At 36.4% G+C, this 13,081-nt stretch carries 16 protein-coding genes; all 16 read right to left on the bottom strand.

Features of this window, described 5'->3' with window-relative positions:
• Nucleotides 1-5: 5 nt before the first annotated feature.
• The gene (locus JOC49_RS00645; protein ID WP_204661166.1) at nt 6-785 is read right to left on the bottom strand and encodes a phosphatidate cytidylyltransferase; all 780 of its coding nucleotides are present in this window, start codon (nt 783-785) and stop codon (nt 6-8) included.
• Between the two features lie 10 nt (nt 786-795).
• Nucleotides 796-1,527 (bottom strand): isoprenyl transferase, encoded by a 732-nt coding sequence (locus tag JOC49_RS00640; protein WP_204661165.1) that lies wholly within the window; start codon nt 1,525-1,527, stop codon nt 796-798.
• A gap of 44 nt (nt 1,528-1,571) precedes the next feature.
• A complete protein-coding gene (gene frr / locus JOC49_RS00635; RefSeq protein ID WP_204661164.1) occupies nt 1,572-2,129 on the bottom strand; it encodes a ribosome recycling factor in 558 nt (185 codons plus the stop codon).
• Nucleotides 2,110-2,841: a UMP kinase gene (gene pyrH / locus JOC49_RS00630; protein WP_423875034.1), complete on the bottom strand. Its 732-nt coding sequence runs from the start codon at nt 2,839-2,841 to the stop codon at nt 2,110-2,112. The genes frr and pyrH overlap by 20 nt, the downstream gene beginning before the upstream one ends.
• A gap of 111 nt (nt 2,842-2,952) precedes the next feature.
• Nucleotides 2,953-3,600 (bottom strand): translation elongation factor Ts, encoded by a 648-nt coding sequence (gene tsf, locus JOC49_RS00625; protein ID WP_204661162.1) that lies wholly within the window; start codon nt 3,598-3,600, stop codon nt 2,953-2,955.
• A gap of 81 nt (nt 3,601-3,681) precedes the next feature.
• Nucleotides 3,682-4,410, bottom strand: coding sequence for a 30S ribosomal protein S2 (rpsB, locus tag JOC49_RS00620; protein ID WP_204661160.1), 729 nt, complete (start codon nt 4,408-4,410; stop codon nt 3,682-3,684).
• Nucleotides 4,411-4,552: 142 nt separating this feature from the next.
• On the bottom strand, nt 4,553-5,071 hold the full coding sequence (locus JOC49_RS00615) for a DUF6115 domain-containing protein (RefSeq protein ID WP_204661158.1): 519 nt from the start codon (nt 5,069-5,071) through the stop codon (nt 4,553-4,555).
• A 2-nt stretch (nt 5,072-5,073) separates the two neighbouring features.
• Nucleotides 5,074-5,397, bottom strand: coding sequence for a hypothetical protein (locus JOC49_RS00610; RefSeq protein WP_204661155.1), 324 nt, complete (start codon nt 5,395-5,397; stop codon nt 5,074-5,076).
• Between the two features lie 22 nt (nt 5,398-5,419).
• Nucleotides 5,420-6,799 carry a DUF342 domain-containing protein gene (locus JOC49_RS00605; RefSeq protein ID WP_204661153.1) on the bottom strand — a complete coding sequence of 460 codons (1,380 nt, stop codon included), beginning with the start codon at nt 6,797-6,799 and terminating at the stop codon, nt 5,420-5,422.
• A 109-nt stretch (nt 6,800-6,908) separates the two neighbouring features.
• Nucleotides 6,909-7,643, bottom strand: a complete 735-nt coding sequence (locus tag JOC49_RS00600; protein ID WP_204661151.1) for a sigma-70 family RNA polymerase sigma factor — start codon at nt 7,641-7,643, stop codon at nt 6,909-6,911.
• 18 nt (nt 7,644-7,661) lie between these two features.
• Nucleotides 7,662-8,147: a chemotaxis protein CheD gene (locus JOC49_RS00595; protein ID WP_204661149.1), complete on the bottom strand. Its 486-nt coding sequence runs from the start codon at nt 8,145-8,147 to the stop codon at nt 7,662-7,664.
• Entirely contained in the window at nt 8,144-8,764 is a 621-nt protein-coding gene (locus JOC49_RS00590) for a chemotaxis protein CheC (protein ID WP_204661147.1), read from the bottom strand. The genes JOC49_RS00595 and JOC49_RS00590 overlap by 4 nt, the downstream gene beginning before the upstream one ends.
• A gap of 8 nt (nt 8,765-8,772) precedes the next feature.
• Nucleotides 8,773-9,213 carry a chemotaxis protein CheW gene (locus JOC49_RS00585; protein ID WP_204661145.1) on the bottom strand — a complete coding sequence of 147 codons (441 nt, stop codon included), beginning with the start codon at nt 9,211-9,213 and terminating at the stop codon, nt 8,773-8,775.
• A 15-nt stretch (nt 9,214-9,228) separates the two neighbouring features.
• The gene (locus JOC49_RS00580; RefSeq protein WP_204661143.1) at nt 9,229-11,286 is read right to left on the bottom strand and encodes a chemotaxis protein CheA; all 2,058 of its coding nucleotides are present in this window, start codon (nt 11,284-11,286) and stop codon (nt 9,229-9,231) included.
• A 5-nt stretch (nt 11,287-11,291) separates the two neighbouring features.
• Nucleotides 11,292-12,353, bottom strand: a complete 1,062-nt coding sequence (locus JOC49_RS00575) for a protein-glutamate methylesterase/protein-glutamine glutaminase (protein WP_204661141.1) — start codon at nt 12,351-12,353, stop codon at nt 11,292-11,294.
• A gap of 1 nt (nt 12,354) precedes the next feature.
• Nucleotides 12,355-13,080 (bottom strand): flagellar brake protein, encoded by a 726-nt coding sequence (locus JOC49_RS00570; protein WP_204661139.1) that lies wholly within the window; start codon nt 13,078-13,080, stop codon nt 12,355-12,357.
• Between the last annotated feature and the right edge of the window lies 1 nt (nt 13,081).

The following is a 13,081-nucleotide window of genomic DNA, read 5'->3' as shown; positions in this document are numbered from 1 at the left end:
CCATGCTATAGTAATTGATACAGCATCATAAAATAATACACCAATGGCATGGTTACAATGATGCTATCAAATCGATCCAATACACCGCCATGGCCTGGCATAATTTTCCCAAAATCTTTAATTTTAAAAATGCGTTTTATTCTTGATGCAATCAGATCTCCAATTTGTGATAAAATGGCGCCAATTACACCCAAAAATAATGCAAAGGCAAAAAATCCCGGGTTGAACAAATAGGCGTAAATGCCACTTGCAACGACACAAGCCAACACACCACCTACTGACCCTTCAACCGTTTTATTGGGACTTACAGATGGAATTAAAGGGGTTTTTCCAATCATTTTTCCTGTGAAATACGCAAATGTATCCGTTATAAATGCAATGATAAAGGGATACCAAATAAAAAATTGCGCATCTAACTTTGCAATCATAACCAAATGCGAAAATGCAAAAGGAATATAAAAAAAGGCAAGTATCGAAAGTGCTGCATCTGTTAAAGAATGGTCAGAAAATACAACAACAGACAATACAGTAAATACCAAAATTGCAATCATAAAATTATAATAGTATGTTGGAATGTCTATATAAAGTCCTGCAAACCAAATAAAGGTCAGCACATATACAATCCCTTTTAGAGGCTTATACTCTATTGAAATGGGCTTAAAAAATTCATTAAGCCCGATTATGCTCAAAATTAAAGTAGCCGCATACAGTAAAGGTCCTTTAAAAAAAAGAACAACAAATAAGAGCGGCAAGGCAATTAAGGCTGAAATAATTCTAGTTTTCATAACGACTCCTTTAGAGCGACCCAAAACGTCGATTTCTTTGTTGGTAGGATATAATTGCATTTTTATATATTTCTTCAGTGAAATCTGGCCAATAACAAGATTCAAAAATAAATTCTGCATACGCCAATTGCCAGAGCAAAAAATTACTTAACCGCTGTTCGCCACTGGTTCTTATCATTAAATCAGGATCAGGCATCCCTTTCGTATAAAGATAAGCTGAAAACAGGTCAGAATCAATATCCTCTACTTTTAGCGATCCTTCAGATACTGCTGTAGAAATGCGTTTTACCGCTTGAATTATTTCATCTCTTCCACCATAATTCAAAGCAATGTTAAAGTTCATTCCCGTGTTGTGCTGAGTCTTTTCAAGGGCATAAGTTACTTCTTTTCTCGCATATTCTGGCAAGGATTTAATATCACCCAAAACATTAATCTTAATATTGTTTGAATGAATCTCATTAATCTCACTTCGAATATACTTGACCAATAGTTTCATCAATCCAGAAACTTCATCATTTGGTCGCTTCCAATTCTCTGTTGAAAAAGCATAGAAAGAAACATATGAAACACCAAATTTTTGACTGATTTTCACAATGTTTTTTAACGTTTCGGTCCCTGCATTGTGTCCTGAAAGTCGTGGAAGGCTTCTTTTTTTTGCCCATCGACCATTACCGTCCATAATAAAAGCAACATGTTTAGGCATTTGGTCAAGCTTCATTTCAATTTTATCGGTTGATCTCATAAGTGCACCTCAAATTGAAGCCCTCCACAGGGAGGGCATCATACTTAAACTTCCATTATTTCATCACTTTTTTTAGCAACCAATTGATCTACTTTGCTAACATATTCATCAATTTGCTTTTGGACTTCTTTTTCACCAGAAACCAATTCGTCTTCAGTAATCTCTTTGCTTTTTTCCATTTTCTTTAAATGGTCTATGGCATCACGTCTTTCATTACGTAAAGCAATCTTAGAATCTTCTCCCATTTTCTTAACGTCTTTTACCAATTCTTTACGGCGTTCTTCTGTAAGCATTGGAATTGTTAAGCGAATCACCTTGCCATCATTGTTTGGATTAATCCCCAAATCAGCAATTTGAATGGCCTTTTCAATATCCTTAAGAATAGAACCATCATAAGGTTGAATTTGAATTATTCTCGGTTCAGGTACAGATATACTTGCAAGTTGCTTTAGAGGTGTTTCAGAGCCATAGTATTCTACCTTTACCTTATCTAAAATTAAAGGATTTGCACGTCCTGCACGAATATGATTGAGTTCATCTTTGAAGACACTTAATGTTTTTTCCATTTTTTCCTGCAATTGTTTATGAACCTGATTTCTCATCATTTACCTCCTCTATTAGGGTGCCCACGTTTAGCCCCATACATGTTTTAATTATATTTTCTGGTTGATTTAAATCAAATACTGCAATTGGAATACTGTTGTCCATACACAAAGTAATTGCTGTAAAATCCATTACGCCCAGACGTTGATTCAGCACCTGTGAGTACGTTAATCGGTCATACTTTTTAGCATCAGGATTCAACATTGGGTCACTGTCATAGACACCATCCACACGCTTAGCAAGTAAAATGAGTTCTGCATCGATTTCAGCTGCCCTTAAAGCCGCAGTTGTATCCGTTGAGAAAAAAGGACTTCCTGTCCCTGCTGCAAAGATAACAACAGAGCCATTTTCTATGTAGGATACGGCTTTTTCACGATTATAATTCTCTGCAAGTTGTGTCATAGAGATAGAGGACATCATATGGTTTTTGACACCTAAGAATTTTAAAGCATCTGCCATTGCAAGGGAATTCATAACAGTACCCATCATCCCCATGTAATCTGCAGTGGTTCGCTCCATTCTTTTGCTGCTGCGTCCTCTCCAAAAGTTTCCTGCACCAATCACAACACCAACTTGAAGTCCTTCTTGAACCATTTCACGTATGGTTTTAGCAACCGTCAACACAACTTCATCATCAATCCCGAAACCTTTTTTACCAGCCAACACTTCCCCACTGAGTTTTAAAATCACTCTTTTAAATTTCAAGTCCAATTCAGCAACCTCCATTTAAGTCTATTCTACCGTAATTTGTACATCCATTCAATTATTTTTCCCGAAAAAAGAGAACACTTCCGTGTTCTCCTGATAAAATCATATAATCACTTACCCTTGAAGTTGTTTTGCAACCTCTTCAGCAAAGTTTTCTTCTTTTTTCTCTAAGCCTTCACCAACTTCAAATCTTGAGAAACGACGAATTGATAAATTTTCTCCAATTTTCGCAATTTTCTCTTTAAGAAGTTGATCAACTGTTTTGTCTGGGTCTTTAATAAAAGGCTGCTCTAATAAACAAACTTCTTTATAGTATTTAGCAATTCGACCTTCAACCATTTTTTCAATGATTTTTTCTGGTTTACCTTCATTTAAGGCTTGATTTCTTAAAATAACTTTTTCAGCTTCAATAGCCTCTTGTGGAACATCTTCAATTCTTACATATGTTGGGTTTGAAGCCGCAACTTGCATCGCAATATCTCTACCGAATTCTTGGAATTCAGAATTCTTAGCAACGAAATCTGTTTCACTGTTGATTTCTACTATAACGCCAATTCTTCCGCCGTGGATATATGACGCGATGATACCTTCTGAAGCGATGCGATCCATTTTCTTCGCTGCTTTAGCGATTCCTTTTTCTCTTAAATATTTAATTGCTTCTTCAATGTTTCCGTCTTTTTCCACAAGTGCTTTTTTACAATCCATCATTCCTGCCCCAGTTGCCTCACGCAACTCTTTTACCATAGCAGCCGTTATAGACATAATTGTTCCTCCTTATTTTGTCTTAAAAAAAGGTAAGAACGGATTCTTACCTCTTGTGATTAATATTTGACTCTAAACTCATTAAGCTTCAACTGATTCCTCTACTGGTTCAACGTCAGTCAATTGCTCACCTTGACGACCTTCAATAATAGCATCTGCCATTTTTCCAGAAATCAACTTAACCGCACGAATTGCGTCATCGTTACCTGGAATAACATAATCCACTTCATCTGGGTCACAGTTCGTATCTACAATAGCAACCACAGGGATTCCCAAAGTCTTTGCTTCTTTAATTGCAATTCTTTCTTTCTTAGGGTCGACAACAAAAATTGCACTTGGCAATTTAGGCATTTCTTTAATGCCACCCAAGAATTTTTCTAGTTTCTCTTTATCTGCTCTCAACTTAAGAACTTCTTTTTTAGGCAAAGCTTCAAAAGTTCCATCTGTTTCCATTTTTTCAAGTTTGAACAATAAATCAATTCTTTTCTTAATTGTTTTGTAGTTTGTAAGCATACCACCAAGCCATCTTTGATTAACAAAGTACATACCTGCTCTTCTAGCTTCTGCTTCAATTGCTTCTTGAGCCTGCTTTTTTGTACCTACAAATAAAACAGTTCCATTTTCTTCAGATACACTTCTGATAAAATCATAAGCTTCCTCAATTTTACCAACAGTTTTTTGAAGATCGATAATGTAAATTCCGTTTCTTTCAGTGAAGATGTACTCAGCCATTTTAGGGTTCCATCTTCTTGTCTGGTGACCAAAGTGTACACCAGCTTCAAGCAATTCTTTCATAGAAATTACTGACATTTTATGTCCTCCTTGTTTTTGGTTTCCTCCCCTTTTTTCATCTTTTACAAAGACCTTTAGGCAACATCTGTAAAATTAAAAAGAGTGTGTTTTAATTACCTTTGATATTATATCACAGCCTCAATATGAAAACAATATTTTTTTAGCGGTTGAGTTTAAGAAGCAATTGAACTTCACCAATTCCCATATCAAGGTCTCTTGCTATCTGTGAAGCACTTTTCCCTTGTCTTTTCAGCTGATGAACTTCTAGTCTTTTTGACTCTTTTATATCCAAATCAATCGCAATTTTCGGAGATTCAGAAATAAAATTGATTTGATCATTTGCCTTATTGAGTGTAACCTCTTCAACTTCATGAGATTTCTGAGCTGTTTCTAATGATTTTTTCAGTTCAATGAACAATTTTTGAAGATCCTGTATTTCCTTTTCATGAACACTGTACTTACCTTCTAAGTCTGCAGCAATGTCATAAAACGCACGATTCATTTCATCAATTGAAACCTGCATAGACTCCAAAAGATTAAATAGGTCCTCTTCTTTATAAACCTTTGATTGTTCAATAATTTGAGCTTTGGTATGAAGTGCTCTATTTAATTCATATCTTATCAAAAAAAGTGAACTGATTACTAAAATCAGTCCTAGACTTATACTTAAAAAATACATACTTACACCTTCATATCAAAATGAATCCCTATGGGTTCCAAATCACTTGAATTCTTCTTATTTTTTTCAGACGCTTCATCAGAATCGTGCTTGTCACTCTGTTTTGAATGCCCTTTTGCGTGACGTTCTTCATCCCCACGAATCTTTTTAAGCTCTGTTTTTTCAGTGTTTAGTACGCGCTCTCGATCCCGCACATAGGTCACTTTATTTTGCATCTGCGCTTGGGTAAGTTCATTATCTTGTTTGTTCACGACACTCTGTTTAGCTGGATGAATGTCTTGAGTTTTTTGTACAACGACTTGCATGTCGAGAGGTCTAATTGACATCTTGTCACCTTCTTATAATCAACTAAAATCCAATAGCAATGATTTCACCATGGTCTTTTTTAATGATACTTCTCGTCAACTGATGTTTTACATAAAAATTACCATTTCCAACTTTTATCCTTGTGCCAGGATAAAATGTGTTTGCCTTTATTTGTGCACCACTAATGTTATTAACAAGTTCGTTTAGCATTTTTAGTCTTGTGCGTTTTTCGTTTAAACTTACATCCATTTCCACAAAATTTGCACTGTATTTTTCATACATAAACACAGACCGCTTATCCTCTGGGTTCTGTTCAATCTTAGTTTTTAAAAGTTTAACAGATTTCCCTAATTTATCATGCATGTCTATCAGGTCTCTCACATCAGAGGTTAAGGTCTTTAGCTCTTCTATCGTTTCAACATCAACACCTAGTTTTATGGATGTGGTAACACCAAGCTCTGATCCAACAACATTGGCTTCAATGTCTGATTTAGAAGTGATTTCGCCACCTACAATTAAGCCCTTTTTCCCTTTAACGACAATTCGGCCATCGCATTTTATCTTACTGCTCATAATAGCCCCAGTTTCAATCGTCCCTTTTACATACACATGACAAGAGTTTATAAAATTACTTGTAAGATCTCCATGACACGTAATAGATGCTTTATCATGTCCCTGAATTCCTCTGGAAATAACAATGTTGCCGCCAGCCTTAAGGACAGCCCCCTCCACAACGCCATTTACCACGAGATCCCCATCGCATTCAACTGAATAACCACTGGTCACATTGCCATTTACGACAACTTGCCCTTGAAATGTGATGTTTCCGGTCTCAACACCTACATCCCCTCGAATTTCCAAGGACTTAATAACAGAAATTCGATCATTATCAACCACAACAGTACCGTCTGAAGTTGCAATGGCTTTTAAGCCGTCAGGACTAACGCGCATGTTCTTCCCAATCTTAAGCACCACATCTTTACCATCTTTGCCCCGGATGGCTTTTCCTGTTACAGTAGTTCCGTTTTTGCCTTTAGTTGGTGGGACTTTTACTGCTAAAACATCTTCCTCATTTACCAATTCAACAAAACCCATGTTTTTAAAATCAACGCGCCCGTCTTCTAAGATCTGTGGCTTCACTTTGTGCTCTTTGGTAATTTTAAAATCAATATAGCCATCTTTTCCATTTTCATGAACAATGCCTTCGGCAACAACAATGCTGTGCACAGTTGTACCTTCTTTACATATTTGTTCAATCACATTATGCTTAAGGCCAAAAATAACATTGCGTTCCTTAAGAATTTTTATAATATCATCAGGTTTAACTTTTGCGCCAGGCTCCATTTCTAGTGATAAATAAGCCACATAATAATTATCTGAAATTTTAACTGATGCTTCAAATTTTCGACTGGTTTCGCTCATTACATCCCCCTACAAAGATTGTCTTATATTGTTTCATATATCGGCATATATGTATAAAAACATTAGTATTATTATGAAGACACAAGAGAAAATCACAGGCTACTGTGATTTAATACAAGTCATTCAATGCTATTTTAAGTTTTGAAATGGCTTTTGTATGAATTTGTGAAACTCTAGATTCTGATATCTCTAAAATTTCTGCAATTTCTTTGTAGGTTAATTCTGAATAGTAATACAATTGCATAACACGCATTTCTTTCTCAGGAAGTTGCTCAATTGTTTGAGACAAAATCTTTTTCATTTCGTTCTCTACAAATCGGTCCTCCGGCTGAATGTCAACCACATTTGATGCAATATCAAAATTTAAGCTGTCTTCAATCTTTTCTTCCAGAGATACCACTGAATAAGTGGTTGCCTCGCCAAGTAATTTGCTGAACGCTTCAAGCGTTAAACCTAACTCATCTGCAATTTGCTCGTCCGTAAAATCATTGCCAAACTTCTTTTGAAGCCTAGCGACCGCTTCTTCTATTCGCTTATATTTTTGCCTTGTACTTCTAGGGATCCAATCCATATGACGAATTTGGTCAATAATTGCACCTCTAATTCGAATATTGGCATAAGTTTCAAATTTAATGTTCTTTTTATGGTCAAATTTTTCAAGTGCATCAATCAAGCCAATAATGCCATAACTTAGGAGATCATCGAATTCAACATGCGCATTATAACTGGTATATAATCTACCCGCAATAATTTTAACCAATTCCACGTATTCAATAATTAGCGCGTCTTTGGCCTCTTTGCTGTTATACTCCTTGTATTGAACCCAAAGCTCTTCATTGGTCATTCTAAACCACCCTCGTTATTAAATCTCTTTAATGCCTTTACCGGCTGTCTTAATTACAAGTTTGCCATTTTCGCTGAAAAACTCAATTGTACGGCCAAAGTTTCCTCCTGTTTCATCCGCTTTAATTGGGATGCCCATGGATTTCAATATTGCACGTACAGCTTCAGCATTACGCTCCCCAATTTTCATCGAATCATTCGCGGATGAAAATGAAAACATTTGTGCCCCGCCAGCAATTTTAGCAGTCAATCTTGTTTTATTGGCCCCTTTCAATTGCATTTGTTTGATTAACTCATCAATGGCGGTATCGGCAAATTTGGCAACGTTCTCATTCTTGCGGATTGCTTTACTGGATGGCAACATAATATGTGCCATTCCAGTAACTTTTGACATAGGATCGTAGAGGCAAATGCCCACACACGATCCAAGTCCAAGTGTTGTTAAAGCATCCGGGTGTTCTACAACTTTCAAATCAGCCATGCCGACTTTTACCATTGTGCTCATAGTGTCACTCCTAAACTGCCTAATAACACGTCATAAGATTCCATATCCGGAATTAAGAAAAAATAACCGTCTACGCTTTTTGCTTCCTGTGTTTCAATAAATTCATTTTGAATGATTAAGACATTGTCACTCAATTGCCCAAATTCAATTGCCGGAACACTTAAAATAGCGCCAGCCATATCAATCGACAGTGAAGGTACTGAAATCTTGATTTGTAAATTTGTAAGACCTGACAAAGAACGTATATATGATCCAGAAAGAATGTTGCCAATTTCCATCAAAGCAGAAACTGTAAATTCATCAAATTCAGGGTTATCGCGTGGCATCAGTAAATCCACTAAGTTTAATGCAGACTTCTGGTCAAGCACAAACATTATACTGCCCGTTATATCCCCCTCAAACTTAAAGAAAATCCCGCAAACAATATTCTCTGGTCCTCCAAGCAGTTCCGGCACTTCATCAAAATCAAGCAATTGAATAACAGGAACCTTCATGTCTATTTTTTTATCAATCATTTGTGCCAAAGATGTTGCAGCATTCCCTGCACCAATATTACCAATTTCTCTGAGTACATCCATGATGATTCCATTGCTCATTTCATCAAACTGAATTCCCATTCTTCACCTCACTCAACGTGTTGCTCAATATTAAGTACTTTATGCAAATCAATTAGCATAATAATTCGACCATTTTTCTTGCCAATGTTCTTAATAAATTCATTGTTAATATCTTTTTTTACATTTGGTGCAGCGTCAATCTCTGAAGTTTCTATTTGCAACACTTCAGAAGACGCATCTACCAACATACCAATTTTCAAATCTTCCAAGTTTACAATAATGATTCTAGACTCCTCAGAATTTTCTTTTGGTTCTAGGTTAAATCTAGATCTCAAATCAACAACTGGAACAATTATGCCTCTTAAGTTAATCACACCCCGCACATAATCATGTGTGTAAGGAACACGTGTTATAGGGAGGACTTTTTCGATATTCTCCACATTGTTAATGTTAATGCCATAATATTCTTCGTTTAATCTAAACGTCACAAATTCTTTTATTTCACTCATAGTATCACCCCCCGACTAGAATAACTGATTTGGATCTACAATCAATGCAACAGTTCCGTTTCCTAGAATAGTAGCACCAGAAATTGCTTTTATACCTGTTAAATATTTGCCCAGTGATTTAATTACGATTTCCTGCTGGCCAATCAAGCCATCTACAACCAGACCAGCTTCAACATCACCTTTTTTGACAATAACTACTGTCAGTTCATCTGCATCGTCACGGGTATGGTCAATTTCAAGAACTTCCTTTGTACGAATAATAGGCAAAGTTTTATTTCTATATAAAACGACTTCTTGATCTTGAACCATTGTAATATCTTTTGTATCAATATTTGTAATTTCTTTGATGTTATTTAAAGGTACTGCAAATTTTTCTTCATTCAAATAAACCATAAGCGCCTGAATAATTGCAAGCGTTAACGGTAGTCTTATAATAAACTTACTGCCTTGTCCCACAGTGGAATTAACTTCAACAGTACCATTAATCGCTTCTATCTTTGACTTAACAACATCTAGTCCCACGCCGCGACCCGATAAATCTGTTACCTTATCCACTGTGCTAAAACCTGCCTCAAAGAGAAGATTAATAATCTCTTTATCGTTCATTAATTCAACCGCATCTTTTGTGACAACATTTTTTTCAACAGCTTTGCGTTTGATAATTTCAGGATCAATTCCCTTGCCATCATCTTCAACTTCAATAACAACATTGTTTCCATCCGGGTAAGCTCTAAGTGCAACAAACCCTTGTTCAGCTTTTCCTGATTTTGCACGTTCATCAGGAGATTCAATCCCGTGATCTAGTGAATTTCTAATTAGATGAATCAATGGATCTCCAATTTCGTCAATTACAGTTCGATCTACCTCTGTCTCTTCGCCAGACATAAATAATTTGATATTTTTGCCAAGATCTTTTGAAAGGTCTCTGACGAGTCTTGGAAATCGATTGAAAGTTCTCTCTACCGGTACCATTCTAACTTTCATAACCGCATCATGCAAACTGGTAGTGATTCTTTCTAAATACTCAATCGCCTCGTTCATGTTGTTCTTACTTGATTGATCCACCATTTTTTGCTGGGTTGTGTCTAAGTCTTCAAGTCTTGTTTTGATAATAATCAATTCACTTACTAAATTCATTAAGTTATCCAAACGGCCAATTTCAACTCGAACAGTTTTGGATGTTTTGCTCTTTTCAGTTTTATTTTGGTTCTCTTCTTTAACCTTCTGAACTTGGTCTTCTACATGTGCCAAATCGACCTCTACATCTTCCTTAGTTTCTTCAAGAAGATAATCATCTTCAGAAAGCGGTTCAACAACCACATTTGCTATTTCAGAAATATTCATCAGCTCATTTTTACAGTATTCCTTATCCAACTTTGTAAAATAAAGCACTTCAAAAGACTGATCAAATTTTTCATCTTCTATTTCCTCGGCTTGTGGATGTGATTTTATCACTTCTCCAAAACGTTCCAGAGTATTGAAAACAATAAATGATCTTGCAGCTTTGAGCATACACCCTTCATCTAAAGTTACTTTAATTAAAAAAGGCTTAACCCCCATCTCAAAAGCTTTTTTAATAATTGAATCTATGTCATTTAAGGGGATATGAAACGCATCAGAAAGTTCAGCTGTTGTGGTTTTCGTTTCACTTGGCGCATCTTTTTTACCAGACATATTTTCCACATGTCCTTTGTTGTCGGCGATATCTGCTAATTTTTTTACAAGGGCTGTGGAATCCAAGTCGCCTTCAGAACCGTTTTTTTCAAGATTGTCGATATATTCTTCGAGTGCATCAAAACATTCAAACAATATATCCACAATATGACTGGTAACTTTAACTTCACCATTGCGAACAAGATCAAGTACATTCTCCATTTTATGGGTTAAGTCTGCAACCTTATTAAATCCCATCGTTCCTGACATACCTTTTAAAGTATGTGCAATTCTAAAAATTTCCCCCAAGTGCGATAAATTGTCAACGTCCTTTTCAAGGTCCAGAAGGATTTCATTCATCGTCTGCAAGTGTTCTTTCGATTCATCAATAAATATTTCCAGATATTGGCTCATATCCATATGCACTACACCTCCATGGCTTTTATTATTTCATTTGCCAGATTGGACAGGTCGACAACCTTATCCACACCGTTCAGCTTAATTGCTGACTTTGGCATTCCAAACACAACACAACTTTCTTCATTTTGAGCGAGAACAAATCCACCAGCCTCTTTTAATGCCTTCATACCTTTAGCACCATCGGCTCCCATTCCAGTCATAATTACGCCAATAGACTGTCTGGGCAATTCTTTAACAACTGATGCCATCATAGCGTCTACCGAAGGCTTATGTCCACTTACACGCTCACCATTATCTAATTCTATCATAAATTGGCCATTATGTTTAGTGACTTTTATATGGTAGTCACCTGGCGCAAGATATGCCCAACCTGATTTCATCACATCTCCATTTTCGGCTTCTTTTACGCGAATCATACTCATTGAGTCCAAACGATCTGCAAGCGATTTTGTAAACCCTGGAGGCATGTGTTGCACAATCATAATACTGGCATCTATATCTGCAGGTATAAGAGGTATGACCTCTTGAAGCGCTCTTGGGCCGCCCGTAGAGGTTCCAATAGCAACAATTTTTTTAAAACGCGTCGAACCTCCTTCAACTGCAAAAGTTCGATTAGACTTAGTCGGGTCAATTTTAGGAACATAAGCATCCACCCTAACTTTTTTTACAGTTGTCCTACTGGCAATATTAATTTTTTCAATTAATTCCATCTTCATTTCAGGTGTAGAAACTTTAATTAAAGAGGACGGCTTTGTAATAAAGTCAAAAGCACCATAATCTAATGCTTTAAGCGTCTCCTCTGCACCCTTTTTAGTTAAACTGCTCAGCATGATAACAGGAACAGGCATATCTCTCATGATTTCTCTAAGTGCAGATAAGCCGTCTTTTATAGGCATCTCAATGTCCATTGTGACCACATCAGGAGACAAAGCTTTAATCTTTTCGATGGCATCGGCACCATTTCTAGCTGTTCCAATGACTTTCATATTTGCTTCTGATTCAATCATATCTGTTATGACTTTTCGCATAAATGCTGAATCATCAACCACTAAAATTTTTATTTTCATATCACATCAAACCCTTTTTTATCAAATTTCGCTCAATCTCAAAGACATATGCAACAATTTTTGATTGTACGCCTGGATTAAGGTCTATAAATCTAATACCCACTTCATAGGTAAAATCATCTTTTTTCTCAACCCGTGACACTTCACCGGTAAATCTAATTGTCTCATGATTTAATAAGACCTCTCCCACAATAGGCATACCTTCTTCAAACGCCTTCTTAACGTGAAATCGAATACCGCCACCACTTAAATCAACTGAATCAAATGGAATCCGCTCTTCAACAGTGTCTTCCACAACAACGTCTGTAGAATGTTTTAGAGCTTTTCGCTTTTCACGTTCAAGCTCAGCATCGCTCAAAGAACGGTTAACAATAACAGCACCCTTGGCCCTGAAATTAACTCTAAAAAACTTACGTCTTTGAATTTTTTTGATTTCAGATGCCTGCCGGATTAGAACACTGGGAAGGTTGTCAAACCGCATACGTTTTTCAACTGTTCCTTTGAACAAGTACATCCCACTATTTTCAATGTAAAATCTAAAATAGTAGTCATATCGCGTTTCCATTGCATACAAATGCCCCTCATGTATCGGGTTGGATATGATTAACGTATTTGGATCCACAATATCATAAACAAAAGCCGACAATGTATAGGATTCCATGCTGTTCACAAATATCATGATATCCAAGGAATCTGCAATATTCAAATATTTCGTGAATCCTTCCATT

The sequence above is a fragment of the Fusibacter tunisiensis genome (assembly GCF_016908355.1).
In the GTDB taxonomy this organism is placed as follows: domain Bacteria; phylum Bacillota; class Clostridia; order Peptostreptococcales; family Acidaminobacteraceae; genus Fusibacter_D; species Fusibacter_D tunisiensis.
Note: the sequence above shows the minus strand (reverse complement) of the source record. Positions and strands in the feature narration are given on the sequence as shown.

Excerpts from the sequence above, each read along its gene's own strand:
- JOC49_RS00610 (WP_204661155.1), bottom strand. The coding sequence starts at position 5,397 with ATGTCAATTAGACCTCTCGACATGCAAGTCGTTGTACAAAAAACTCAA.
- JOC49_RS00575 (WP_204661141.1), bottom strand. The coding sequence starts at position 12,353 with ATGAAAATAAAAATTTTAGTGGTTGATGATTCAGCATTTATGCGAAAA.
- JOC49_RS00645 (WP_204661166.1), bottom strand. The coding sequence starts at position 785 with ATGAAAACTAGAATTATTTCAGCCTTAATTGCCTTGCCGCTCTTATTT.
- JOC49_RS00590 (WP_204661147.1), bottom strand. The coding sequence starts at position 8,764 with ATGGGAATTCAGTTTGATGAAATGAGCAATGGAATCATCATGGATGTA.
- rpsB (WP_204661160.1), bottom strand. The coding sequence starts at position 4,410 with ATGTCAGTAATTTCTATGAAAGAATTGCTTGAAGCTGGTGTACACTTT.
- JOC49_RS00580 (WP_204661143.1), bottom strand. The coding sequence starts at position 11,286 with ATGGATATGAGCCAATATCTGGAAATATTTATTGATGAATCGAAAGAA.
- JOC49_RS00640 (WP_204661165.1), bottom strand. The coding sequence starts at position 1,527 with ATGAGATCAACCGATAAAATTGAAATGAAGCTTGACCAAATGCCTAAA.
- tsf (WP_204661162.1), bottom strand. The coding sequence starts at position 3,600 with ATGTCTATAACGGCTGCTATGGTAAAAGAGTTGCGTGAGGCAACTGGG.
- JOC49_RS00585 (WP_204661145.1), bottom strand. The coding sequence starts at position 9,213 with ATGAGTGAAATAAAAGAATTTGTGACGTTTAGATTAAACGAAGAATAT.
- JOC49_RS00570 (WP_204661139.1), bottom strand. The coding sequence starts at position 13,080 with ATGGAAGGATTCACGAAATATTTGAATATTGCAGATTCCTTGGATATC.
- JOC49_RS00595 (WP_204661149.1), bottom strand. The coding sequence starts at position 8,147 with ATGAGCACAATGGTAAAAGTCGGCATGGCTGATTTGAAAGTTGTAGAA.
- JOC49_RS00605 (WP_204661153.1), bottom strand. The coding sequence starts at position 6,799 with ATGAGCGAAACCAGTCGAAAATTTGAAGCATCAGTTAAAATTTCAGAT.
- JOC49_RS00615 (WP_204661158.1), bottom strand. The coding sequence starts at position 5,071 with ATGTATTTTTTAAGTATAAGTCTAGGACTGATTTTAGTAATCAGTTCA.
- frr (WP_204661164.1), bottom strand. The coding sequence starts at position 2,129 with ATGAGAAATCAGGTTCATAAACAATTGCAGGAAAAAATGGAAAAAACA.
- JOC49_RS00600 (WP_204661151.1), bottom strand. The coding sequence starts at position 7,643 with ATGACCAATGAAGAGCTTTGGGTTCAATACAAGGAGTATAACAGCAAA.